The sequence below is a fragment of the Paraburkholderia sp. WC7.3g genome (assembly GCF_050436345.1).
Classification (GTDB): Bacteria; Pseudomonadota; Gammaproteobacteria; order Burkholderiales; family Burkholderiaceae; genus Paraburkholderia; species Paraburkholderia podalyriae.
Window position 1 is genome coordinate 112,110 of record NZ_JBNDMA010000003.1, and the last position, 22,997, is coordinate 135,106.

23 protein-coding genes and 2 pseudogenes are annotated in these 22,997 nt (G+C 60.5%); 13 read left to right on the forward strand and 12 right to left on the reverse strand.

Features of this window, described 5'->3' with window-relative positions:
* Nucleotides 1-10: 10 nt before the first annotated feature.
* On the reverse strand, nucleotides 11-226 hold the full coding sequence (locus tag OKW43_RS31800) for a hypothetical protein (protein WP_429452041.1): 216 nt from the start codon (nucleotides 224-226) through the stop codon (nucleotides 11-13).
* 88 nt (nucleotides 227-314) lie between these two features.
* Nucleotides 315-1,052: a DUF7686 domain-containing protein gene (locus OKW43_RS31805; protein WP_429452043.1), complete on the reverse strand. Its 738-nt coding sequence runs from the start codon at nucleotides 1,050-1,052 to the stop codon at nucleotides 315-317.
* Nucleotides 1,053-1,298: 246 nt separating this feature from the next.
* Between OKW43_RS31805 and OKW43_RS31810 the strand changes: the two genes are divergently transcribed.
* Entirely contained in the window at nucleotides 1,299-1,499 is a 201-nt protein-coding gene (locus tag OKW43_RS31810; RefSeq protein WP_429452536.1) for a calcium-binding protein, read from the forward strand.
* Between the two features lie 219 nt (nucleotides 1,500-1,718).
* Nucleotides 1,719-1,860: pseudogene (locus tag OKW43_RS31815) on the forward strand (transposase); the annotation flags it as partial.
* Nucleotides 1,861-1,887: 27 nt separating this feature from the next.
* Here OKW43_RS31815 and OKW43_RS31820 read toward each other — a convergent pair.
* The 3 genes from OKW43_RS31820 to OKW43_RS31830 form a co-directional block, all read right to left on the reverse strand.
* Nucleotides 1,888-3,396, reverse strand: coding sequence for a carbohydrate porin (locus OKW43_RS31820; protein ID WP_429452045.1), 1,509 nt, complete (start codon nucleotides 3,394-3,396; stop codon nucleotides 1,888-1,890).
* A 77-nt stretch (nucleotides 3,397-3,473) separates the two neighbouring features.
* Nucleotides 3,474-3,923, reverse strand: a complete 450-nt coding sequence (locus tag OKW43_RS31825; RefSeq protein ID WP_429452047.1) for a transposase — start codon at nucleotides 3,921-3,923, stop codon at nucleotides 3,474-3,476.
* Nucleotides 3,924-4,184: 261 nt separating this feature from the next.
* Nucleotides 4,185-5,237, reverse strand: a complete 1,053-nt coding sequence (locus OKW43_RS31830; RefSeq protein WP_429452049.1) for a sugar phosphate isomerase/epimerase family protein — start codon at nucleotides 5,235-5,237, stop codon at nucleotides 4,185-4,187.
* Nucleotides 5,238-5,385: 148 nt separating this feature from the next.
* Between OKW43_RS31830 and OKW43_RS31835 the strand changes: the two genes are divergently transcribed.
* The 8 genes and pseudogenes from OKW43_RS31835 to OKW43_RS31870 all read left to right on the forward strand — a co-directional run.
* Nucleotides 5,386-6,513, forward strand: coding sequence for a Gfo/Idh/MocA family protein (locus OKW43_RS31835; protein ID WP_429452051.1), 1,128 nt, complete (start codon nucleotides 5,386-5,388; stop codon nucleotides 6,511-6,513).
* Nucleotides 6,510-6,920, forward strand: coding sequence for a C-glycoside deglycosidase beta subunit domain-containing protein (locus tag OKW43_RS31840; RefSeq protein WP_429452053.1), 411 nt, complete (start codon nucleotides 6,510-6,512; stop codon nucleotides 6,918-6,920). Before OKW43_RS31835 ends, OKW43_RS31840 begins: the two co-directional genes overlap by 4 nt.
* Entirely contained in the window at nucleotides 6,917-7,954 is a 1,038-nt protein-coding gene (locus OKW43_RS31845; RefSeq protein WP_429452055.1) for a sugar phosphate isomerase/epimerase family protein, read from the forward strand. Before OKW43_RS31840 ends, OKW43_RS31845 begins: the two co-directional genes overlap by 4 nt.
* A 144-nt stretch (nucleotides 7,955-8,098) precedes the next feature.
* Nucleotides 8,099-9,508 (forward strand): MFS transporter, encoded by a 1,410-nt coding sequence (locus OKW43_RS31850; protein WP_429452057.1) that lies wholly within the window; start codon nucleotides 8,099-8,101, stop codon nucleotides 9,506-9,508.
* Nucleotides 9,509-9,592: 84 nt separating this feature from the next.
* Nucleotides 9,593-10,552, forward strand: coding sequence for an ROK family glucokinase (locus OKW43_RS31855; protein ID WP_429452059.1), 960 nt, complete (start codon nucleotides 9,593-9,595; stop codon nucleotides 10,550-10,552).
* A gap of 50 nt (nucleotides 10,553-10,602) precedes the next feature.
* Nucleotides 10,603-12,123, forward strand: a complete 1,521-nt coding sequence (locus tag OKW43_RS31860) for a GMC oxidoreductase (RefSeq protein WP_429452061.1) — start codon at nucleotides 10,603-10,605, stop codon at nucleotides 12,121-12,123.
* Nucleotides 12,124-12,242: 119 nt separating this feature from the next.
* Nucleotides 12,243-12,776 (forward strand): TetR/AcrR family transcriptional regulator, encoded by a 534-nt coding sequence (locus tag OKW43_RS31865; RefSeq protein ID WP_429452063.1) that lies wholly within the window; start codon nucleotides 12,243-12,245, stop codon nucleotides 12,774-12,776.
* A gap of 253 nt (nucleotides 12,777-13,029) precedes the next feature.
* Nucleotides 13,030-13,152, forward strand: a pseudogene (locus tag OKW43_RS31870) (hypothetical protein); the annotation flags it as partial.
* Here the strand turns inward: OKW43_RS31870 and OKW43_RS31875 are convergent.
* The 4 genes from OKW43_RS31875 to OKW43_RS31890 form a co-directional block, all read right to left on the reverse strand.
* Complete coding sequence (locus tag OKW43_RS31875) at nucleotides 13,100-13,303, reverse strand: hypothetical protein (RefSeq protein ID WP_429452065.1); 204 nt, start codon at nucleotides 13,301-13,303, stop codon at nucleotides 13,100-13,102. The pseudogene OKW43_RS31870 and the gene OKW43_RS31875 sit on opposite strands and share 53 nt — an antisense overlap.
* A gap of 1,050 nt (nucleotides 13,304-14,353) precedes the next feature.
* On the reverse strand, nucleotides 14,354-14,830 hold the full coding sequence (locus tag OKW43_RS31880; RefSeq protein WP_429452067.1) for a PaaI family thioesterase: 477 nt from the start codon (nucleotides 14,828-14,830) through the stop codon (nucleotides 14,354-14,356).
* The gene (locus OKW43_RS31885; RefSeq protein WP_429452069.1) at nucleotides 14,823-15,812 is read right to left on the reverse strand and encodes a fumarylacetoacetate hydrolase family protein; all 990 of its coding nucleotides are present in this window, start codon (nucleotides 15,810-15,812) and stop codon (nucleotides 14,823-14,825) included. The genes OKW43_RS31880 and OKW43_RS31885 overlap by 8 nt, the downstream gene beginning before the upstream one ends.
* Entirely contained in the window at nucleotides 15,809-16,669 is an 861-nt protein-coding gene (locus tag OKW43_RS31890; protein ID WP_429452071.1) for an ABC transporter substrate-binding protein, read from the reverse strand. The genes OKW43_RS31885 and OKW43_RS31890 overlap by 4 nt, the downstream gene beginning before the upstream one ends.
* A gap of 167 nt (nucleotides 16,670-16,836) precedes the next feature.
* Between OKW43_RS31890 and OKW43_RS31895 the strand changes: the two genes are divergently transcribed.
* From OKW43_RS31895 to OKW43_RS31905, 3 genes are all read left to right on the forward strand, one after another.
* Entirely contained in the window at nucleotides 16,837-17,400 is a 564-nt protein-coding gene (locus OKW43_RS31895) for a cupin domain-containing protein (protein WP_429452073.1), read from the forward strand.
* A complete protein-coding gene (locus tag OKW43_RS31900; protein ID WP_429452075.1) occupies nucleotides 17,397-18,323 on the forward strand; it encodes a 3-keto-5-aminohexanoate cleavage protein in 927 nt (308 codons plus the stop codon). Before OKW43_RS31895 ends, OKW43_RS31900 begins: the two co-directional genes overlap by 4 nt.
* Before the next feature lie 165 nt (nucleotides 18,324-18,488).
* A complete protein-coding gene (locus OKW43_RS31905; protein WP_429452076.1) occupies nucleotides 18,489-19,730 on the forward strand; it encodes an MFS transporter in 1,242 nt (413 codons plus the stop codon).
* Nucleotides 19,731-19,788: 58 nt separating this feature from the next.
* Here OKW43_RS31905 and OKW43_RS31910 read toward each other — a convergent pair whose 3' ends face one another.
* The 3 genes from OKW43_RS31910 to OKW43_RS31920 all read right to left on the reverse strand — a co-directional run bounded on the left by OKW43_RS31910 (nucleotide 19,789) and on the right by OKW43_RS31920 (nucleotide 22,990).
* On the reverse strand, nucleotides 19,789-20,478 hold the full coding sequence (locus OKW43_RS31910; protein WP_429452078.1) for a TetR/AcrR family transcriptional regulator: 690 nt from the start codon (nucleotides 20,476-20,478) through the stop codon (nucleotides 19,789-19,791).
* A 226-nt stretch (nucleotides 20,479-20,704) separates the two neighbouring features.
* On the reverse strand, nucleotides 20,705-21,838 hold the full coding sequence (locus OKW43_RS31915; protein WP_429452080.1) for an FAD-dependent monooxygenase: 1,134 nt from the start codon (nucleotides 21,836-21,838) through the stop codon (nucleotides 20,705-20,707).
* 30 nt (nucleotides 21,839-21,868) lie between these two features.
* Nucleotides 21,869-22,990: a fumarylacetoacetate hydrolase family protein gene (locus tag OKW43_RS31920; protein ID WP_429452082.1), complete on the reverse strand. Its 1,122-nt coding sequence runs from the start codon at nucleotides 22,988-22,990 to the stop codon at nucleotides 21,869-21,871.
* Nucleotides 22,991-22,997 lie beyond the last annotated feature (7 nt).

Here is a 22,997-nt window from a genome sequence, read left to right on the forward strand (position 1 = left end):
AGCTTCCTTTTCACGCGATTCCAGACGTCATGTGATGCGGTATGGCAAGGTAGCGATCTGAAGTTTCAAGGTCGTCAGGGACCTCCTCGTCGAACGCGTCACTGGAATCGGAAGTCCACCAGATCTTGCCCGTATCGAGCGAGACATACGCGTTATGCTCCATTGGCGCCGCGTAGCTGACGAAATCGAAAGCCAAAGAAAGATCGTCGAGTCTGACTGCGATCATGGCTCTGCTCACATAGGTTGAACGTGCCACGTGACATGCCGGCTCAGGGCCGGATATGCCGTCCGTATCGCCGCGTCGGCGACGCGACCTAAAGCTCTTCGCTCGGGTCAGCGATATCGAGCCGGAATTGCCATCCTTCCATGCTCATGAGCATTTGCCCAAGATCGTCCCACGAGACCTCCTTGCCGTCGACCACCGCGAGTGGCAGGTACCCCGCCTGCGACTCATCCCATTCGATCCGTCCGCGCACCGTGCTGTCAATGATCCGGCGCTCCCGGAAATCGATGTGCCTGACCGATAGCGCGCGTCGCATCCTTTCGACCAGGCGTCCGAGCAGCACGAACACATCGTCGTCAGCTTCGTCGATCAGCTGGAACCGATAACCGGTGCGAAGTTCTCCGCGAAGCTCAAAGGCATCCAGTGCAATCCGGTCGCCCAGGAGCCGGAGCTGGAAATGGAACTGGTGGGCCTCCCCCTCGCAGTCAATCATCCGGATGGGGTCAAGCCGGACATTCTCGAAATCGGTGAATCCGGTGGACTCGGCTATCCTGGCGTTGAAGCACGAAGTGCAGAGCAACTCATAGCTGCCTTCGCCGGAGCCGCAGTGGATGGCGTCCCAGGGCGGCGTCGGGTTGCCGCATTGTTCGCATCGCTCATGTGCCATGTCGTGCCTGCTGTATTGGTTCTTCCTGCGATCGCCAGGATGTTGGTTGCCGGTGCCGTTCTTGACACGGTTGATCGCCCGTTGACGGCAACATGCGGCCCCGCGAAGACGCATTTGGGTGCGCAGCAACTGGCGGTCGGATGCCGCTATTTTGACAGACACTGCGAACTGCTCCTAACTGGCGCCGGGCGTCTTGCGCCGCGGGACCCGGACGGTGACGCCATCCATGATCGACGCGTTCGATGAGGTCGCACTGCACAGTGGCTTCCGTGCGGAGGCGTTACAGGGCTGATATGCCCGAAGCTCGTTAGCCGGCACCGCACCGATGCCACATACATAGGAATACGAAGCAAATCGCGATCATTGCTTTTATGTCAAATTGTATACGCGTAAGACCTACCTTCACCGCTGCACCGGGGTGAACACGTCTCGGTCACCGGACTCGCTCATGAAGACCTGTGTCGGGTTGGCATCTTCGTCGGGGCCCGGTGGGGCCAACGTGACGTGGTGGCACCCCTGGCTCAGATCGTCCCGGTGAACAGCGATAAACCCACACGACTCGCCGTCGCTGACTGGAACTACTGGCACGATCAAGGTTACGCGTTCTGACATCCAGAGAGCCGTCGCACTGTCGCAGCAGGATCTCGCTCACCTCGTCCTGATCTCTCGCGGCGTTGTTGGTCTCGTACTAAATTCCAACTTCTGACGGGTTACGCTGACGGGTTACGCTGTGGCAGGAATACAAGGCGCATCCGGATGGCTGCGGCTATAGCTGATTTTGCCAGGCGTCCCAGAAATGGACGCAGCGGCTTCCGGTCACGATGCGGCATCCGTCGCTTCCTGCTGCACGTGCTGCGCGTCGGCTTCGAGCGCATCCGCAGCTACGGGTGGCTCGCCAATCGCCATCGGACAGCGCCTCGTCACCTGCCGGCGGCTGCTCGGTTTCGAGCCGCCCGCCGCTGCGTTTCCCACTACAACGAATCAGCGGAACGGGGCACTAGTTCCCTGCAAGGCCGAGCATTTTGTCGAAGAATGCGATCATCAGAACACCACCTGCGTACCCATTGCGCGGCGCAACAGGAGACATTGGATTTGAGAACGTATTAATACCCCACGTCCGGGACACATAGGGGGTAACAATTATGCTATCTGTAACCTGAATGTTCGCATTCAAAGAAAGCGTAAATTCATTGCGCGGCACTGTGTACCGCGAGCCCGCATCGTAGCTTGAATTCTGCAAGAATTTCTGCTCGTCGCCGGTAAGACGGGTCCAGTTAACCTGCACCGAATAGCTGTCGTGCGGCCTCGACTTGAACGGTCCATCCCAGGTTAGACCGCCGCTAGCGTAATTTTGAAGACCTCTTGAGGAATACTGATCGAGTGTGGTGAGAAGAGTTCCGAACACGCTCAACGCCGATGGCGAACCGTGTTCGTCCGCATCGTCGGGCCGCCAAACGGTCTTTTTTCCGGCAAAATACAAATAGCTCGTGCCTTTATGCGTAGCCGAGGTGAGAGGGTTTGTTTGCTCCGCACTATCTCTGTAGTACAAAACTTCGAAACTGTACGGATATCGCGTCGTTGCAAACGTCGTCTTGTACGTCAAGTTCGCCAGGATCGTGTTGCTTCCCGTTCCGTTATCCGACCATTCCCAACCGTTCGTAAACGCGCTAGCGGCGTTGTGGCGAAACAAGCCAGCCTGAACTGTCAGTTCGGGAGTTACCGAATATGCGACACGTCCGCCCCAGTCTGAATAGACCGGCGGAGCGTATGGCATATTCTGGCAACCAAATCCAGTATTACAGGTTGGCAAGCCAAAATTCAGACCTGGGTTCGTTTTACCGAATTCGACGTCGAGTCGATTTCCAAACGCCTTCTTTTCAATTGTGAAGACGCCCAAGTGGGAGACTTTCGGTAGAAACGGCGCTGAGGGTCCGACGATACTGTCCCCGACCTGCATGCCATAGGCGTCATTCGTAGAGAAGGTTGCGAGCTGGACAAAATGAATGAGGGTGCCAGATAGCCCCATCAGCCTTTCGAGATCGAAGTCGGCGCCATAGGAGACGATGCTTACCGCCTCATGATTTCGAGTGTCACTTCCCGCACTGGGATTGGCGAGATACATCTGGATGAGGTTGAATATCGGGCGCACGCCGAGGCTGTTAAGCTTCTTGCCAAAGCCTGCAAACGGGCCAGTATTCGGGTACTGCTGTTCGGGCGTGCCCGGGGGGGTAGTAATATCTGTGGTCCCACCGGGCACGCCTTGCGTGCCGATCGGATTCACGGTAGCCGTCTGGACCGAGCCGTCGTCGATGGAAGCGCTTCTAGGATGGTCTTCGGGTCGAAGAGACGATTCGGCGAATACCAGTGGCGAAAGAGAAAAGCAAATAATGCCGACTGCTGACCACCTGAATGCGTGGTGGACGGCCTGAATGCTCGCCTTTTTTCCGCGGCTGGAATGCACGGTCGTGTGATGGCGCAGAGAATGATAGCCAGATCTAATTTTCAATTTTCGTCTCCAAACACTTCTGTTTTTTTATGAATATTTTGAGAATGGGTTCTCAAGACAACAGGGCGCTCTTGCCTTCAGGCCCGGTGCTGTCGAGGACCAGATGCAGTGACGCGCCGTGACGCCCACGGAATGACCGCGGTGCCCTTCCGACGGCGGCTGATGGTGGTGTAGTGCGGCGGTTGCCAAGCCAGGCTCGCCCACCGGATCCGGCTTTGATCCGGGCCCAGCCCTGCGCGCGTTGGCAACCGGTACAGCACTTCAAGCGCGAGCACGCATTGAATCGCCGCGTCGCTGAACAGTTGCGGTCGGCCTCGCTTGCCTGAGCCGTCCCGGAAGTACCATGCGATGTCAGGCGACAGCCAAACTGTGAGATCGTTGCGTGCGATCAGGCCGCAGTCGTATTCCCCCCCGCTGCGGGTCCAATAGCGCGTCTTGGCCGGGCGGCCCGAGGACAGAATCTCGTCCATGGCCGCCCGGCCGCCCGATTGATGCAACGGCGCCGTAAAAAGGCGAGCTTTTATCATAACGACTTGTCTCCTGGTTATATTGGTAGTACTACTAATAAACTAGGTGGTAACCTCGGTTTTTGGTTATGGTTTTTGGTCTTGCTGCATGGCGCTACCAGGCCAAACGCAACTTGGTTAAACCAGGCCACGATAGCCAGATACCTCCGCCGAAGTCGATCTTCAGTGCGGCGTGTGCCAAGTGCTGTATCGAACGACCCGGCGACTTACATATTGCGCGCCCTCATCACCCGATGGTGCCGCTCGAGGAGCGGCGACACCTTACTGATGAGAGAAGGCGGAATCGAATGCCGATTGGGGCTTCTTCCAGAGCAGCGACCGAACGAAGGTGACGGCTTCTGCGGCGCCATGCAGCCTGTCCATACCTGCATCCTCCCACTCGACGGAGATGGGGCCGGCATAGCCGATCGCAGAAAGAGCCCTGAAGGAGTCTTCCCAGGGAACGTCGCCGCGTCCAGTCGAGACAAAGTTCCAGCTCCTGCGCGGGTCACCCCACGGCAGGTGCGAACCCAGCGCGCCGCCGCGCCCATTGGCCTTGAGGAGGCGAGTGTCCTTGCAGTCGACATGGTAGATGCGATCCCGAAAGTCCCAGATGAAGGAAACGGGATCGATGCCCTGCCACATCATGTGGGATGGATCCCAGTTGAAGCCGAACGCGGTGCGGTGCCTGATCGCCTCAAGCGCCCGGACGCTCGTCCAATAGTCATACGCGATTTCACCCGGATGGACTTCATGGGCGAACCGCACGCCCTCGGAGTCGAACACGTCCAGGATCGGGTTCCAACGGCGCGCGAAATCCTCGTAGCCTGCGTCTATCACCTCTGGCGGGACAGGCGGAAACATGGCCACGTACGGCCAGATGGATGAACCGGTAAAGCCGACGACGGTGTCGACGCCCAGCTTGCGGGCGACTCGGGCGGCGCGCTGCATGTCTTGGGCCGCGCGGACGCGCACTCCCTCAGGGTCGCCATCGCCCCACGTGTAGGCGCGAAGGATTGCCTCGTGCCGGAAGTCGATCGGCGAATCGCACACCGCCTGCCCGGTCAGGTGGTTCGAGATGGCGAAGCACCGGAGGCCGTGGCGATCAAGGATGTCCAGACGCGATTGGACGTATCGCTCGTCCTCGTCCGCCCGCTGAAGGTCAAGGTGATCGCCGGAGGCGGCGATCTCGAGACCATCGTAACCCCACTGCGCGGCAAGCTGGGCGACCTGCTCAAAGGGCAGATCGGCCCATTGGCCCGTGAACAGGGTTACCGGCGTGCTCTGCATGTCGACGCCGGATTTCGGCTTTTCTTCCGTGACTGTTTGATCCACGTGATGTCTCCATTCCGCCCAGTGTAGCGGTGTCTCGCTTGAAATTGTTGCACATGTCACTATTTCAGTCTACATTGTGTCCGTCATTCCGGCAACTCATTCAAAAGGCTCGCATCGACGCGAGGCAGAGCCGAATCAAAGGAGAACCATGTCAAAGTTGAAGGTCGGTATCGTCGGGCTCGGATTCATCGGAACGCAGAAGCACCTCCCTGGATTGGCCAGCCAGTCCAACGACGTGGAGGTCACCGCGTTCTGCGACCTCGATCTACAGCGAGCGGAGGAGGCACGAGCGGAGTTCGGTGCCGAAGAGTCGTACTCCACGCAGGATTGGCAAGCGGTCGTCAGCGACGACTCGCTCGACGTGATCCACGTCTGCACGTGGAACACGTCGCATCGTGAGATCACCGTGGCCGCGCTCGAAGCAGGCAAGCACGTCATGGTGGAAAAACCGATGGCGGTCACCGGCGAGGATGCACGGGCCATGCTAGAGGCCTCCCGCCGCACCGGCAGGAAGCTGACGGTTGGATACCAGTACCGCTTCCGCCAGGACAATAAATTCCTTCGCAAGTCGGTCGACGAGGGGCTGCTCGGCGAGATTTACCACGCTCGCGGCCACGCCGTGCGCCGTCGTGGCGTGCCCATCTGGGGCAGCTTCACTGACAAGTCCAAGCAGGGCGGCGGCCCGCTCATCGATCTCGGCACCCACGCGCTGGACCTGGCGCTATGGTTCATGGGCAACTACGAAGTGGCCTCCGTCACCGGCTCGGTGTACCACAAGCTCGGTGACAAGCCGCAGGGCAACATGGGCGGCGAGTGGGACCCGGCCACGTTCCATGTGGAAGACTCGGCCTTCGGGTACGTGACAATGAAGAACGGCGCAACGGTGTTCCTCGAAGCGGCCTGGGCGCTGAACGTCCCCCAGTCTCGTGAGGCCTGCGTGACGCTCGCCGGCACGGAGGGTGGCGCGGAGTCCCGCCAATTCGGGTCGCAGTGGGAGCCAAGCCTGAACGGCGTCGTCGGTGGCCAGCTGGTTGAGACAGCGCCGGACTTCCGCGGCGCGTACTTCGGCGCGTCCGCGTCGAAGGGCACGGGCTTCGCCGTGCTCGGTGCCGAGGAGGCGGCACAGTGGATTCGCGCGATCAAGACGGATACCGATCCCCTGGTGTTGCCGGAGCAGGCCTGCGTCGTGACCGAAGTGTTAGACGCGATCTACAAGTCCGCCGCCTCGGGCCGGCCCGTGACTTTCCCACCTCAGCAGGAACAACAGTCATTATGAGCGCTGCAAACAGACTCTTCGGCTCGGACGAGCTGCGGATCGATGCGTCGGGAACCGGCGCAATCAAACTGCGGCTGCCCTGGTACCGCAGCCTGGCACCATCCACCATCGAGGATGTCTCCGTCTCAGTGAACGGCAAGATCGTCCCGCGCAGCGACGTAATCGTCGAGATCAACGGCCGTGGGGACCGCCTGGATGCCATTGCAGACCGCTGGCAGGAAACGTGGTTCGTCCAGGACCGGGCGATCGTCCGGTTTCCCCTGGATGCGCCGCTGGAGCAGGAGGCAGCGGTGTCGGCGACGCTCACCATCCGGATTCCCTACATCCTGACCGGACCAGACTCCGCGATGTCGCGTGCGGTGTCCGAAACTCGCAAACTGACCGTCGTCAAGGAGGAGCAGCGATGATTGAAACGACGAACTTCCCGACCCCGGCGATTGGCTCGGGATTGACCCTGTACTCGCTGACAAATGAGTGGCTCGATGGCCGATTCGACCTGGAGGGCATCGTTCGCGAGGTCGCCGCACGCGGCATCGGCCCAGGTATCGAGCTTGTCGGCTACCAGTCGCTCCGCTCGTATCCGGAGGTGGACGATGCCACGGCTGATTGGTGGCGCGCCCTCACCGGCGAGCTGGGTCTGGTTCCCACCTGTCTGAGCTCCAACGTGGACACCGCACTGCGCTCCGATCGCTTCCTCAACGTCGATGAGATGACCGACCTGCTGTCGCGTCAACTGCGCACGGCAAAGAAGCTCGGATTCGGCATTGTCCGCATCCAGATCGGCGCCTCCGCGGAAGTCATCCGGCGGATCACGCCGCTGGCTGAGGATCTCGGCTTGCGCGTCGGCATGGAACTTCACTGTCCTGAGAGCCCCCGCACTGAGCGGATCCTGCGTGTGCGTGACCTCTATGCGGAGCTGGGTTCACCCGTTCTCGGGTTCATCCCCGACTTCAGCGCCACGATGCGCGACATTCCGCCGACCGAGAAGCGCCAGTGGGTCGAAGCAGGACTGCCGGAACAGCTCGTGGACGCGTTCGTCGAGAACTGGCGCACGGCTCCCGGCACGATGAAGGATCGCTTCCAGTCATTTCGGACGCTCGCGCTTCGGGCGGGCGCCTCGGAGGAATCGATCTTGTCGACCATGGGCGCGCTCAGCATGCACGGTACCCAGCCGATGGAGAGCTGGTATGACATCGCCGACCAGATCATCCACATCCACGGTAAGTGCTACGAGTTCGACGCGAACGGCCACGAACCTAGCATCGACTACGACGCGGTCGCCAGGCTGCTCGTTGACATCGACTACAAGGGCTGGGTTTCCACCGAATGGGAGGGCCACTTCTTCGCAGACCCGGGCACGGACGCGTTCGAGATGGTGCGCGCTCACCAGCGATTGCTCGGACGCAGTCTGCAGAAGCGCCTGGACGCGCGCAATACCTGACGGAGTCGGCGGAGGGCCCGACAGCCGCGAGCGGGACCTCAAGTCCCGCATCTTTCCAACCCGTCTACCCGTTTCTACCGCCGGCACCACTCTCCCCTGAGCCGATCAGGCCAGGGAGCATAAGAAAGTATCAGGAGATGATCTATGAGCACCAACAATGCCGCACAGCTTGACACTGAGCCTGCCATTCAACGGCCCAAGCTGACTTGGGGACCGAAACTGACCTATGGCCTCGGCGACCTGGCGAGTCAGCTGATCTGGACTACTACCGGCTCATACCTTGCCATCTTTTACACCGATGCCGTCGGACTGTCGGCGGCTGTCGTGAGCGCGTTAATGCTCATTGCGCGAGCCTTTGATGCGGCCATAGACCCGGCGATCGGCGCTGCTGCGGAGCGCACGCGCAGCCGCTTCGGCCGGTTCCGCTCATGGATGATCTACGGATCGCCCATTCTGGCGATCCTTATGGTGCTCTCGTTCGCCACGATCCCGGGGAACGCCGCGGCGAAGTTCCTCTATGCGATCCTGACCTACGGCCTCCTCGGCGTCGCCTATTCGGCGGTCAACGTGCCCTATGGTTGCCTCGTCGCGGTCATGACCACCGACTCGCAGGACCGTGTGACGCTGAACTCCATTCGACTCATCGGCACAAACCTTGGTGTGGTGCTCCTTAACGTGATCACGCTTCCCCTGATCGTCTTCTTCAGCCGCGTCGGCGACGGGCGGACGCTAACGGTTCAGGGATACACGCTGACCGCTGCGGTGATGGCGGCCATCGCGCTGCCTATGTTTCTCATCACGGCATTTAACAGCAAGGAAGTCGTTCAGCCCCTACGTTCGACGCGAGTCTCGCTGCGTACCACGGCGCGCATTGTGTTCGGCAATCGACTGCTCATGCTCATCTTCGCGATCATGTTCCTCGCGATGACCGGCTTCTTCGGGCGTATCGGCGTCATCATCTACTACTTCATCTACGCCGTCGGCCGCATTGACCTCGTCCCCCTACTGATGGCCGCGCCGGCGGTAGCCGGAGTTGTCGGAATCATCCTTTTCACCCCGCTCACGCGCCGCTTCGGCAAAAAGACCATGGCGATCATCTCGCTTGTCGGGCAGGGACTTTCGCTTGTCGCGCTGTACCTGGTCGGCTGGGAAAATACCACCGTCATCATCATGATCAGCGTGATCTATGGCCTGGCTTCCTTCAACGCCCCGATCCTATGGTCGATGGTGCCCGACGCCATCGATTATGCCGAAGACAAGTCCGGAGTCCGGGCCGACGGCACGGCCTATGCCGTGATCAGTTTTGGACAGAAGATCGCTGCAGCGGTCGGCGGCGCGGTCGGAATCGCGGCGATCGGCGGCTTCGGATATGTCCCGAATGCACCCCAGGCTCCGGAAGTGCTGGGCGGCATCAACCTCGTGGCTAATCTCGCCCCCGCGCTCTTCTGCTTCGCCGCGATCATCCCGCTGATGTTCTACCAGCTGTCCGAGGCCGAGTACCGCGACATCCGGGCCCGACTGGACACGGCGAATCTTCGGACCATCCGCCGTTAATCGTTGTGAGCGCGGCGAGCCGCATCCAAATCAGCCAGCGGGCTCATTTTCCGCCCGAGAGTTTCAAAGACAGGATCTACGCACATGGTGAATCTCGGTATCGACATCGGCGGCACGAAGATCGCAGCGGGGGTCGTTGATGAGCAAGGGCGAGTGCTCGCCCGCTCCCGCCGTCAAACTCCGACTGTCAACCCAACGGACATCGATCTGGCCATCGCCGACCTTTACCATGAACTGTCGCAGAGCTATCCCATCAAGGACATTGGAGTCGCGGCAGCTGGATTCGTGTCATCTGACCGTTCGACTATCCTTACCGCCCCCAACCTCCCATGGCGGGACTACCCCCTCGGGCGACGGGTAGCGGCACGCCTGCCCGTTGGCTGTGCCGTCGTCGTTGAGAACGACGCGAATGCGGCGGCATGGGGCGAGCACGTGTTCGGCCTCGGTCGCGGCGGTTCCGTCTCGTTGATGGTGACAATCGGTACTGGAATTGGCGGGGGAATTATCAGCAATGGCGATCTGCAACGCGGAGCCTTTGGCGCGGCCGCAGAGGTTGGGCATATGACCGTCGTACAGGACGGGCTGCGCTGCGGATGTGGCAACCTTGGATGCTGGGAGGCATACGGCTCGGGAACGGCGCTGGTCGCCCACGCGGAGCGCGCGCTTCTCGATCGCCCAGGGCAGGGAGCGGCGTTGCGTCGTATTCGAGCCGCCGCAGGGGTGCTCACGGGCCCGGACATCGCGGCAGCAGCAGCGCAGGGGGATCCGCTCTCGATCGAGCTCTTCCACACGCTCGGGGATTGGATAGGCCGCGGACTCGCATCCCTCACGGCGCTCATTGATCCCGACGTCATCATCGTCGGCGGTGGAGTGGCAGATTCGGATGAGTTGCTGATGCCTTCGATCCGGCGGGCCTATTCGGCACGGCTCACCGGTGGGCAGCACCGTCCGCATGCGTCTATCGTCGCCGCGTCGCTGGGCAACGACGCCGGCCTCGTCGGCGTCGCTTCACTCGCAGGTATGCGTCGGACCGGTGCGATCTAGCGGTAGAGCGCACGTTTTCGGCGGCCAGACGGTCAGAACGGGCGCCAGTCTTGAAGGAGAAATTCCATTTGCAATTCGACAAGTTGACATCGCGCGGCTGGGATCTCGTCATCGTGGGAAGTGGACCGGTAGGCGCCGCGATCGCTCACGAAGCGCATCGCGCGGCCCCGCAGCTCTCGATTCTCGCCATCGAAAGCGGCCGCGGTATGAGTGCGAACGAGGGTGAGCACCTCGTCGAGGCCGATGGAGACGCGCTTCGGGTGTCCTTCGAGACGCTGATGCGACGCGCGCGGCAGATCGAGTACGTGAAGCAAGCCAGTTCCAGTCTTGGGCACGATATTTGGACACCCGGGAGCGTCGGTATCTTCCCGGCGGCTTTTCTCGGCCACGACTTCACGGAGTTTCCCGGTGCATCCATCTCGTGGAACGTGGGCGGAATGGGTGTCCACTGGGCCGCTGCATGCCCGTGGCCGTACTCGGATGAGATCCCCGCTTTCATACAAGCCACCTTTGGGCAGGATCTCCGGGAGGCGAATCGCCTGCTTCGCGTGACCTCTCACGCTTTTCACGGGAATCCGTTCCAGCAACCTATCATCGACGCGCTGCGCGACGCGATCCCGTCACCGGACCCGGATCGCCGGGCGCAGAACATGCCCCTGGCAGGAGTCAATCGACCCGGCGGCGGCGCCTTTGCCCGGACGGGTCCTCGAGACATCGCTCCTGAGCTGTTCGATGAGTCGGTGCCTCATGTCGCACTGCTCACCGGTACGCTGGTTAGCCGCCTGGTGCACGCGGGACGGCGGGTCACTGCGGTCGTGGCCCGTGATATTGCTTCGGGCTCTGAAGTGGAGGTGCGCGCGAACGCCGTGGTCGTCGCGGCTGACACACTGCGTACGCCGCAGCTATTATGGGCCTCCGGCATCCGCCCGAATGCACTCGGCCTGTACTTGAACGAACACGCCACGGTCGATGGCGAGGTGATCCTCGATGCGAAGACACTTGGCGTTCCGGCAGGAAAGCGTCCGATACCGCAAGTCAACGAACCCTTCGTTGGCGCGTACTGGAGCCCGTCGATTGGCGAGGCCAGGCCGACCCACGGTCAGATGATGGAGCGCTTCAACGAGAGCGGCCACCGCCTGGGAATGAGTTGGTACACCAGGACGGATCTCCAACGCGAGAACCGGTTGGAGTTCTCGGACCACCGCGTCGACGCGACCGGCATGCCGCTAATGACTGCGCGCTTCGCCTACTCCGACAACGATCTTGAGAGTATCGAGATGCTTAAAGGAGTGCAGCGGCGCGCTGCCCTCTCTCTCGGAGACTTTCACCCGGGCGATTCCGAGACGTTGGCGCCTGGGTCATCGCTGCACTACACCGGGACCGTGCGTCTGGGTGATACCGACGACGGCACGAGCGTCGCGGCACCGGATGGCCGCGTGTGGGGGTTTGCCAATCTGTTTGTCGCCGGAAACGGCGCCATCCCGACCGCCCTCACCTGCAATTCGACGCTCACGGCTATCGCGCTGGGAGTGCGGACTGCGCGCGCTGTCGTGCCATGTACCGATGCCTGACTCTGTTCGAGGTCGAGGTCGAGGCCAGGGGCCCTGATATAATAAAAAGCATGAGCGCCATAGCTACCGCTGTACCACGAGGACCGTATGCCAACACGCCGCGTCGCAAGGCGGAAATCGTGGCTGCCGCCGCGAACATTTTTGCCGTGGCGGGCTACCGTGGCGGATCCTTACGTCAGATCGCCTCGGATCTGGGGCTGAGTTTCACGAGTGTGAAGCATCACTTTCACACCAAAGAGAATCTGCTGATCGCAGTCCTCGAAGCCAACGACGCGCTCGCGGTGGAGAATCTCAAAGCCGATAAGGCCGGACTCGGATTCCTTGAATCCGCCATCGCGTTGGCGCAGCGCAATTTAGGCAAGCGTGGCGCGCAGCGCCTCCTCGCCTTGCTCGCGGCTGAGGCATCCGCGCCGGACCATCCCGCTCATGCCTGGTTCCTTGAGCGCTATGAGCGGGTTCGCGGCCATCTCGCGCAGGGCATCGCCGAAGACATCGCGGCCGGTCGTCTTTCCGCCGAAATCGATCCGTCCTCGACAGCCACCACGCTGATGGCCTTATGGGACGGATTGCAACTTCAGTGGCTACTGTATCCAGACTTCGACATGATCAGCGCCATGCGCAAAGGGTTCGAGGCGCTCCTGCGCGCTTCGTGACGGCGACAAGCCCCGGTACACGCAGATTCGCTGCGGTCGTCGGATCCGTATTCCATACCTGGTCCGGCCGCATCACCTCGATTCCGCGCAACCGCTGGCGCCATGCCCCACAGCGGAACTGCCGCCTCAGGCGTTGCATGCGCTTGCGATCCACAACCTCGCCGCGCGACCTCAGGTACACCATCATACGTCGGCTGCCGAAGAACGGCCGCCATAAATTCTTCGTCAATTAGCCTGCACAACAGCAGATTGCGCCGCGGCGTACTTGTCTGAATACATTAATGTGTTTCATAACCGCAGTCGTCGTCACTCGTCGCTCGGCGTCATATCGCCAGATCAGATCCTGCAGGACTGGATAAAAGCCCGGTTGGTATGAATGCCGATGCGCCATAGGCGGAGCTTCCTTCAACGAACGTCTCGCAAGAGAAGACGATCGCTAGTTGCTTCGTCGCCGTGTCTCGCGCAACGCGCAGCGATACCATTGGCAACTCCACCGAGCCGAGCGCGAACACAGCACCGATCGACATGAAGGAATTCCGCCATCCCCAACAGGAAGCCAGCGCTCCGCCGCCCCGTTGCCCTTCCATGGTGCCCGAGCACGGTCGCATCGAGAAGGCGCGCCAGCGCTTCCTGCCTGTCCTCATCGGGACTATGATCTGCGATCCTCACCATCGTCAATGGGAACAATGCCCGCGGCTGCGACACAACGAAGTGTTCCGTGCGCGGCAGCATCAATGTCGCCGAACTTGACCTCGTAGACTCGCCAAAGTACTTCAAGATTTACGGCGCCTCCGTTTTTTTTCGGACACGGATTTCCGGTAAAGCGTGTGACCCAAACCGGAGTGGTTGCTTGAAGAAAGCTGATACGAAGGCGATTGCGCCAGAGGCGCTGGAAGGAGCGCGTAGCGCGACTGGACCGACACGAATGCTCGACGCAATTCAATGCACTCAAAACGTCGAAGCTCCACACGCTCTGCGATCTCGCGAACAGTGCGCTTGTCCGCGCCGGCATCACCTACAGGAATGAGGTGGCGAGCGCGGGTACTGCTGCAATCATCAGAGTGGGCGACAAGGTCGTCGCTTCTTACGACGGCAATGAGGAGGACGCGGCTGTAAAGGCTACTCCTTCCGCTGCCTCGCTGTGGGGTGCACTGGACTTCTTGAAACATCCAAGGTAACTGTCGGGGGTCTGGCGGGAACACGCACCGCATACCGTTGTCGTGACGGAACGGGGGCTCAGCGTGCCTGCAGGTCGCGTTGCTCCGATGTGGACATATCGCCGGCGCCTGAGCAGCGTGTAGCGGGATCTCGTATGCTGTTGCAGTAGCCACGGATTCACTACTGAACCATTGTTCGGCCAGCGCTCTCAGGGAACGCTTCCGAGACATCATCTTTCGTCTTCGCATGCGCCGACAGGGTACAACCGAGTTTTTTCTCAGCTGACCTCCGGAATGCGCTCTACACCAGCGTCGTCACCTGCTTTGCGGCGCGCTAACGCCCTGCACAAATGCGATTCGGAATAGCGGCAGGTACGTGCACGTTATCGTCGAAAAGGTCACTCGAGGCCACGACCTGTTTCAATTCCGTACGTCGAAAACTAAAAAGGAAGCAGTCGCCTGGGCAACTCGGCGCTCGCCAGCGTGGTCGAACAGGTCCCCGCTCAGGAATGCTACCCGTCCGCCCAGACGATCTATGCGAGCATTCGCGACAAAATCTCCAATCCGCCCCGCTTCCAGCATGTTGACCGTCAGACTGATCGTTGCGCACGTGCGACCGGCGGGAAGCTTTGAGAGCAACGCGAGCGCCATTGCGAAGTCCAGCATTGACGTGAACGTGCCGCCGGAGACCACGCCATTACCCTGGATGGAATCAGGTGGGGCTCTGAAACGAACGGACAGGACTCCGGGAGCCGCGTCAAGGAGAACGGCATTTAGCGATGCTAGAGCCGGATTCATGTCCAGCCGCACTTCACGCGATTTCCGCTCGACAATCAGCTGCAGAAACGCCCGATCCGGGTTATCGGGCTGCGCCTTCTCGTTGATAATCTCACTCATGAGCTGTCACACACAGTTGACGCTGCGACCCAAGGCCGTCGATCTCGGCCTCGATCACGTCGCCCGCCTGCAGAAAGCGGTTGTAGTGCGTACCGTTACCAGCCGGCGACCCCGTGCAGATAATGTCACCGGGTAGCAGCCGCGAGTATCGCGAGATGTATTCGATCTGTCGCTCGATACTAAAGAGCATGTCGGCCGTCGTCTCGTTCTGCATCACCTTGCCCGAGACGGAAAGCTTCAACTTCAGATCATGCGGGTTCGGGACAAACTCCTTCGGTACCAGATAGGGCCCAAGCGGAAGAAAGCCGGGCTGCCCCTTCGAGCGTAGCCAGTCTGTGCCGAGCATCTTGTAGTCGGTGCGGGGAATCAGATCGCGCGCCGAGATATCGTTCACGATGCAATAGCCAGCGACGTGATCAAGCGCGTGCTTGCGCGAGATGTTGTATCCGCCGCGACCGATCACCACCGCGAGCTCAAGCTCCCAGTCCGGCTTTTGCGTCGTGGCCGGAAGTACGAGATCGTCATAAGCGCCCGACACCGCTGAGACCGGTTTCGAGAATGCATAGGGATCGCCGATACGCACGCGCTCGTCCATCATATTCTCAGCCCACCGCCGAAGCTCGTCAGGGCCCAAGCCCTCCGGGCCAACTTTCGAGTCGACTGTGAGATCGACCACGTGTTTCCTGTAGTTCGCACCCGTGCAGAAAATCTGACGGGGCAGATTGACCGCCGGATGAACTTGCAAGTCCGACAGCGCGTACCAGTCATCGGTGGCGTCCACCGCTGCGGCGACTCGGTCCAGGATAGGCTTGCAGTGTTCCCACTGGTCGAGAATCGTCAGTACCGAACTGAACGTTGCCAACCCGTCCTCGCCACGGGACGCCGCGAGTTCCGTGAGTGGCGCCACCTTCTCGTTCACAACGAGTCCAGCGAACGGGTCACCGTCCTTAACGGAAAAAGTCCCGAGTGCATATTTCTTCATTCTGATGCTCCCTCAATCGATTCCAGAATTGCTTCGTCGACGATGCTGTTCCAATCCTCGTCACCTCCTAACAGGCCTAGCGCGCCGCGGTGCCCGATGAGCAGGTCGATCCCCTCCTTCGTCGGCTTCAGCGAACCGGGATTGAGCGCGGTCATGGCTTGAGCTGCCTGCGGCGACAACCCGGCGCGCCGTGCCGCCTCAAGGGCCGATTCTGGCGCACGATCGACGGCGAACCTTGCGCGCTCAAGCGCACCCAGCCACGCTGCGACGTCTGCGCGACGCGCACACCCCATTCGCATGACGACACCCTGCCCGGGAAACGCGGGATATTTGTCCTGGATTGTCGCAATTCGAACCTGACCGGCCGCAGCGGCCATTCCGTCAAACGGCGGCCCGAGCAACGTAGCGTCACCCTGACCCTCGAGCAGCGCGTCATAGCGCTCCTTGACGCCGCCCGCCGCAGTGAGCCGGTAGTCATTCGGCGCGACGCCCGACTCCCGAAGCATCGCCTTGAGTGCGATGACAAATCCATTGTCCGGCGCATCAACGAGGATGTTCGCCCCTCGAAGATCCTGAATGCCGGAGAGTCCGTTCCTTGCGACCAGACTTAACGGCGTGGTCTGTTCGATCTGGGCGACCACGCGAAAATCTTTCGGGCCCGGCCGGCTGTTCCAGCCGATCACGTTGTCCATCGATGTCACAACGGCCTCGACCTTGCCGCTGACGAGGTTTTCGAACTGTTCGTCCGAAGAGCGGTTTCTCTCGCCCACTGCCAACAGGGCGCCTGTATTCTCCGCCGCCACGATGGCAAGCAACGGCGGCACGAACCACATCACGCGAATAGGGGTTGTCTCCACGATTCCTCGTCTTTTGATCGTTGCCGTTATTACAGAACGTGGCGTTCACTTTTGTCAAGCCGAATCTGGATAATGCTAAGCGCAAACATCAGCATTTCCCCTATTGACAGCGACCTGTCGTTCATCAACGATACGATACGATTCGACTCGTTAATGGAGACAATACGATGGAGACGATAGTGGCTGGAGATGACCTGAAGACCCCGAGCGTGACGAACGCCCCCGTACGACGCATCGTCACGGGCCAACGCGCGGACGGCAAATCGTATTTTGTCTCGGACGGCCCGACGCCCAATCGAACGGAACGACCCGGACTGCCGTTCGCTCAGGTTGTCTGGATGACCGGCGAGGCGAGTGCCCCCGGTGACGACCCTGCACCTGCAGGCCACATCTGCGGCTTCCACTCGAAGAATGGTTCCCTTCTGCGCATCGTCGACTTTCCCCCGGATGAGAGCTACGACGAAAGTGTCCTGACGCAGTTTCTTGAGGGCAGCGGCGTACGGGACAAATCAGGTGCGCGGCACTTCTGGTTTCACAAAACGCAGTCCCTCGACTACGCGATTGTCCTCGAGGGTGAGATCTGGGCGCTGATGGACGAAGGCGAGACGCTTATGCGCGCGGGCGACGTCCTGGTCCAGCGAGCAACAAATCACAGCTGGGCAAACCGTTCAGGTAGACCCTGCCGTATGGCATTTGTCTTGATTGATCTGCCTGACGAGGACCAGAAATGAGCAAGGTCATCATCACCTGCGCCGTGACCGGCGGGGCGCATACGCCGTCGATGTCTCCCTACCTTCCGGTCACCCCCGAGGCGATTGCCGAACAGTCCATCGCGGCTGTGGAAGCCGGGGCGTCGATCATCCACCTGCACGCGCGGGATCCGCAAAACGGCCGTCCGACCGGCGATCCTGAAGTGTTCCGCCGCTTTGTTCCGGCAATCAGGCAGACGAACGCCGTAATCAACATTTCTACAGGGGGCGGCGGCCCGAACATGCCCATCAACGAGCGGGCCGCGGCAGGCCTGGCACTTAAGCCCGAGATGTGCTCACTGAACATGGGTTCGCTTAACCTCGTGCTGTCAGAAATGGCGGATCGCGATCGCGAATGGCAACACGATTGGGAAGTTCCGTTTCTGCGCGGCACACGCGGCCTCGTCTTCCGTAACACCTACGAAGACATTGAGTGGATTCTCGAAAAGGTCGGCCGAGAAGGCGGCACACGGTTCGAATTCGAATGCTACGACATCGGCCATCTCTACACGCTGCACCACTTCCTTGAAAAGGGTTTGGTCAAGCCTCCGCTCTTCGTGCAATCGGTTTTCGGCCTGCGCGGCGGTATCGGGGCACACGTCGAAGACCTGCTGCATCAAAAGCGCACTGCTGACCGGCTCTTCGGAAAGGACTATCACTGGTCCGTGCTTGCGGCCGGCAAACACCAGATGCCGCTTGCAACGATGTCAAGCCTAATGGGCGGCAACGTGCGTGTGGGCCTGGAGGACAGCCTGTATATCGGCCGCGGAGAGCTCGCCCAGAGCAACGCTGACCAGGTCCGCAAGATTCGTCGGGTGCTGGAAGAACTGGGACTGGAAATCGCCTCACCTGACGAAGCCCGTCAGCTTCTTGATCTCAAGGGCGCGAATGAAGTGGCTTTTTAGCGCTTAACGACTGGGCGAGTCACGAGGTGGGTGTAACTGCCGGTGGGTGTAACTGCCGGGCACACCGGAATTCAGGATCGCTCGATTCCGGTGCTCGCCAGTCCCCCTGTGCCGTTCATGCCGGAATGAGATGTGGAACAACGCAAAACATACATTGGAGACATCATGACCGTCATAGCACCGAACACAGGAGAGAGCCGCGTCGCGACCAGTTTTCATGGGTGGCTGCTCGTCGCTACCTGCTGGCTTTCGTCGACTGGCGCCGTACTCATTGCCCCGGTACTCCCTTTGATGCGCCGCGAATTCGCTGACACGCCCCACGCGGACCTCCTGACCGTCATCGCTCTCGTTGTGCCTGGCCTGATGATCGCGCTGTTCAGCCCCGTCGTCGGTGCGATCGTTGATCGCGTGGGACGCAAGCGTCTATACCTGACAGCGATTTCGCTCTACGCAGTCGCAGGGATCCTGCCATGGTGGCTCACCAACCTCTACGCCATCGTTGCTTCTCGCGTTTTCATCGGACTGGCGGAGGCTGCCATTAGCACGATCGCCACAGCGCTCGTTGCGAACTACTTTTCCGGTACAGAACGACAAAAGTGGCTCACCCTGCAGCATGCTTCAGCGTCGATAGTGGCAGTCGCAATGTTCTCAATAGGCGGCGTCCTCGGGAGCCTGTCCGCGGGATGGCGAACGCCGTTTCTGATTTACGGGTGTGCCATCATTTTCTTGCCCCTTATCGTAAAATTCGTCTGGGAACCAAGGGACGCGGAACCTGCCAGTCCGGTCGCTGCGCGCCTGCCGTTCCCGTGGCGTGAGGCGGGCCCGCTAAGCGCATTCATTCTCTTCGCTTCCGTTATGTTCTTCGTCGTGCCAGTGCAGATCAGCTTCCTCATAACGGCAAGAGGTGTCAGCGAGCCGGCGGTCATCGGTCTGGGTGGCGCGATAGCGAATGCTGGAATTCCGATCGGGTCATTCATGTTCCACCGGCTTGCGCGCTGGCCAATCAATCGACTTCTGGTGATCGCCTTTGCATTGCTCGCAACAGGCCTCTTTACTATCGCGCAATTGCCTACCGTCTACACCACCGTCGCAGGCGCGTTCGTTGCGGGCATTGGCAGCGGTATGGTGTTGCCTCTCCTCGGTACATGGCTGATTGCCCGGCTGCCCTTCGAGCAAAGCGGACGCGGGACCGGTTGCTACATGGGCGCGTTCTTTCTCGGAAGTTTCCTTAGTCCGCTCCTCGTGGCGTTCCTGGCGTACCGTGGAGGCGGCCTGATCGCCGCCATCGGTCAATTCGGGGTCGCTTGTGCGGTGGTGGCTGCGCTGGTCCTGATGCTCGCGCTCGTCAAAAAAGGGGCGGTGTCATCGGTACATGCGGCCCGGGCAGACCGCGCCCCTCTGGCGTAAAAGGAAAACGCGCGGCCCCGCATGCCGCTGGCCGCGCGACCGCAACTCAAGAAGTTCTTCAGCGGCTTCCTGATGCTCCTTTTCGTGCCGGCGCACGACGACGGATTTCCTCGCTGAGCCGCATAACATCCGGCGCCTCGACACCGAGCAGGCGATATACGTACTCGATATGCTCTTTCGCAAAGTGATCGTCCAGCGGTCCATTGCCGACGAGCAACCGCATATAAACCGGGGCGTAGAGCAGTTCGCTAAGCGACTCGACGTTAGGCGGCGTTGGAATGCGCGCCTTGCTCCGCCATTCTTCAATCATTTCGCGGACAACCGCGCGCCGACCATAATGGAAACGTTCCCGAAATTCCCGCAGGACGGCTGGATCGGCCTGCCCTTCGGCGATAATCTGCGCAACGATGCGCCCCGACCATCCGGCGTACTCGTGGATAAGTGAGATCAGATGACACGCGATCGCCTCCCCGGGCGGAAGGTTACGCGGCATCGGCGTCTTGAACACATGGTGCTCGATGAACGCCTCGATGACGACGAGTGCCTTCGAATCCCACCAGCGATAGATCGTCGCCTTTCCCACCCCGGCTTCCTTTGCGATAGCTTCGATGGATATGGCCTGCACTGTGCGCGTCTCCAGCAAGCGCACTGTCGCGGCGAGAATCTGTGCACGTGTTTCCTCGCTGCGCGGGCGGCCAACGCCGCGGACGGTCGGCTGCACAATGTGTGCTTCAGCGTTCGTTTTCATGAGTTTCCCTGGAATCGGCCGCATGTCGCTGCGGCGGGCGTCTGACCGATCGGATTGAACCATGCTGCCACAGTCAATTATAAGACACAGCGTCTCTGAATTAGCGCTGACAGGAGATGTACCCGCCATGTACCCGAACGGTGGGCAATCGAGAACAGGGAAGAGTGGCTAAGATAAAGGAACGACTCCGGGCCTTCTGGAGCGATTCAGGGGCCCGGTTATCGGATCAGAACGGCTGAGCGAGGTAGGCGTGACTCTTTAGCAGAATGTCGACCGCCTCGCGACCGTCCGATTGCGGGTCCTGCTCGAGCCGGCAAATCGCGAGCGAGTTCGCGAACACTGTTGCGACGCGATCGCCACGGCGCGCACTGTATGCGGCAAGCGCTTCGTCAATGGATGGGCGCCGCATCAGTTCGTCCGTCAGTACGGCCGCATCCTCGATCGCCATCCCGCCACCCGACGTCAGTTGCGGCGTGAAGGAATGTGCCGCGTCGCCCAGCAGCGCGATACGCCCCTTGAACCAGGGTTGCGGCATGAGCAGGATATCGAATGGCCGATAGCTGACATACCGGCTGCCGTCACAGCGTGATGCAGCCTCGCGCAGTTCCGGCGCCGCGAAATCGTCCAGCCGGGAACGGAACATGGAGGCGAGTTCCGCCTCAGGCAGGTGCATGTGGCCTTTTGCATTCTCCAGAAAGAACAGATAGCAAAGGTCGTCCGTCAACGGAAGGCCTCCGACTGTTCGGCCATCCTTGTGCTTGTAAAGCACAAGCCCGTCCATCGATGCTGGTCGCTCCACGGTAAAACGCCATGCCCCCTGCCCGGCGTATTCAGGCTTGAACTGCGTCCCAAACAACTGCGCCCGGAGCTTCGAATAGGCACCATCGGCCGCGATCATCAGATCACAGCGATCCGTCTCTCCGGTCGACAGTCGATACGTGACGCCGCCCTCGTCCTGCTCGAATGACTCCACCGCCGTCCGATACAGAATCTCAACTCCGTTCGCTAAAGCATGCTCTTCCAACACGGTCGCAAGTGTTGGTCGCATGATGCCGATTGCGCCCGGCGCATCCTGCCGATACGTACGTGGGGGACGCTGAGAGTGCAGCACGTTGCCAGCGCTGTCGCGCATGCTGACAACATCCCACCCGGTGCCCTGTGCAACACAGGCTTGCGCGAGCCCAACCGTGTCGAGTGCGCGCAAGGCGTTGCCCAACAGTGAGATACCGGTGCCCTGCTGGTCGAGCCGATGACTGCATTCGACCACGCGTACACGGATACCGTTGCGCGCCAGCCCGTGGGCGAGCGTCATACCGCCAATGCCGCCGCCAACAATGAGTACTTCATTGAGCCTGCTCATTTCGTGTCTCCTCTTATGTCTGCGCACGCCTCACATGAACGGGGTGCGCTCCTTCGGCCACCACAGGCCGCCCTGCGGTTGCCCAAGGCGATTACGAAGGACACCGATTCCACCCACTTCAAGTTCGACCACGTCGCCCGGATTCAGCTTGCGATCCAGCTCAAGCGCGGAGCCACCGCCCATCGTGCCTGAGCCGATGATGTCGCCAGGCTCAAGCACTTCGCCCAGGCTGGCCCACGCAATCAGTTCATCGACCGACCACAGCTTGTTGCTGCTCGTGCCTTTACCCCATGTCTCGCCATTGACCCGCACTTCCATGGGGATAGCATCGAGATCCTCGAACTCATCGATCGTCGTGATCCACGGTCCGATACCGTAAGCGAAATCCTTGCATTTCATCGGACCCATCTGGATCGACATCTCCACCGCCTGACGATCGCGTGCGCTGAAGTCGTTGAAGACCGTGATACCGAAAAGGTATGGCCTTGCGAGTTCGGGACTCAGGTTGCCGCCGCGACGACCGATTACGTAGCCCAGTTCGAGCTCGTAGTCCATATGTTCGATATAGCCAGGCCACGGCACCTCGGTCTCATGTCCGATTACCATGTGTGGATTTCCCTTGAAGTACCCCGGAACCTGGAGCAGCCCCTCGGTCGGCTTGCGACCGATCTTTTCGTGAAAGCCCTTGATGTGGCCGATGAACGTCAGACCATCCCGAATCACCGAGGGATCGCTCGCCGGCAACCATCTCACTTCATCAATCGCAAGCGACGCTTGATCCGGCCGCTCGTTGTCGGCGCGACGCGCCGCATCAAGAAAGCGCTCGCCCAGAGCAATCGCCGCCGACATGCTGCCGGGAAAGAGCGCGTCGGAAAGACGCAACGCTGCCTCTGCCGTGGCGCCCTGCTTCCTGAGCGAAGCCGTAGACGCGCTCTTGAGATCGATGACGCGGCCTTCTTCTGGCAAAACCAGGACCAGCCGGGCAACGTCGCCGTCCGGTCCGTTCACTGCAATACGTCCAAGCTTCATTTCGCGGCTCCTTTTCTGATCGAAAACTTTTCGGACGCTGCACGCGCAGCGACCTACTGGAGAAACAACGAAACCATTATATATACGATACGTCCCGTTCCATAAGTACGGGTTTATCCTCATCCCGGCA

What these genes read in the sequence shown, in the direction of transcription:
- OKW43_RS31800 (WP_429452041.1), bottom strand. Translation starts at nt 226, where the DNA reads ATGATCGCAGTCAGACTCGACGATCTTTCTTTGGCTTTCGATTTCGTC.
- OKW43_RS31825 (WP_429452047.1), bottom strand. Translation starts at nt 3,923, where the DNA reads ATGATAAAAGCTCGCCTTTTTACGGCGCCGTTGCATCAATCGGGCGGC.
- OKW43_RS31835 (WP_429452051.1), top strand. Translation starts at nt 5,386, where the DNA reads ATGTCAAAGTTGAAGGTCGGTATCGTCGGGCTCGGATTCATCGGAACG.
- OKW43_RS31840 (WP_429452053.1), top strand. Translation starts at nt 6,510, where the DNA reads ATGAGCGCTGCAAACAGACTCTTCGGCTCGGACGAGCTGCGGATCGAT.
- OKW43_RS31845 (WP_429452055.1), top strand. Translation starts at nt 6,917, where the DNA reads ATGATTGAAACGACGAACTTCCCGACCCCGGCGATTGGCTCGGGATTG.
- OKW43_RS31850 (WP_429452057.1), top strand. Translation starts at nt 8,099, where the DNA reads ATGAGCACCAACAATGCCGCACAGCTTGACACTGAGCCTGCCATTCAA.
- OKW43_RS31855 (WP_429452059.1), top strand. Translation starts at nt 9,593, where the DNA reads ATGGTGAATCTCGGTATCGACATCGGCGGCACGAAGATCGCAGCGGGG.
- OKW43_RS31875 (WP_429452065.1), bottom strand. Translation starts at nt 13,303, where the DNA reads ATGTCGATCGGTGCTGTGTTCGCGCTCGGCTCGGTGGAGTTGCCAATG.
- OKW43_RS31880 (WP_429452067.1), bottom strand. Translation starts at nt 14,830, where the DNA reads ATGAGTGAGATTATCAACGAGAAGGCGCAGCCCGATAACCCGGATCGG.
- OKW43_RS31885 (WP_429452069.1), bottom strand. Translation starts at nt 15,812, where the DNA reads ATGAAGAAATATGCACTCGGGACTTTTTCCGTTAAGGACGGTGACCCG.
- OKW43_RS31895 (WP_429452073.1), top strand. Translation starts at nt 16,837, where the DNA reads ATGGAGACGATAGTGGCTGGAGATGACCTGAAGACCCCGAGCGTGACG.
- OKW43_RS31900 (WP_429452075.1), top strand. Translation starts at nt 17,397, where the DNA reads ATGAGCAAGGTCATCATCACCTGCGCCGTGACCGGCGGGGCGCATACG.
- OKW43_RS31905 (WP_429452076.1), top strand. Translation starts at nt 18,489, where the DNA reads ATGACCGTCATAGCACCGAACACAGGAGAGAGCCGCGTCGCGACCAGT.
- OKW43_RS31910 (WP_429452078.1), bottom strand. Translation starts at nt 20,478, where the DNA reads ATGAAAACGAACGCTGAAGCACACATTGTGCAGCCGACCGTCCGCGGC.
- OKW43_RS31915 (WP_429452080.1), bottom strand. Translation starts at nt 21,838, where the DNA reads ATGAGCAGGCTCAATGAAGTACTCATTGTTGGCGGCGGCATTGGCGGT.
- OKW43_RS31920 (WP_429452082.1), bottom strand. Translation starts at nt 22,990, where the DNA reads ATGAGGATAAACCCGTACTTATGGAACGGGACGTATCGTATATATAAT.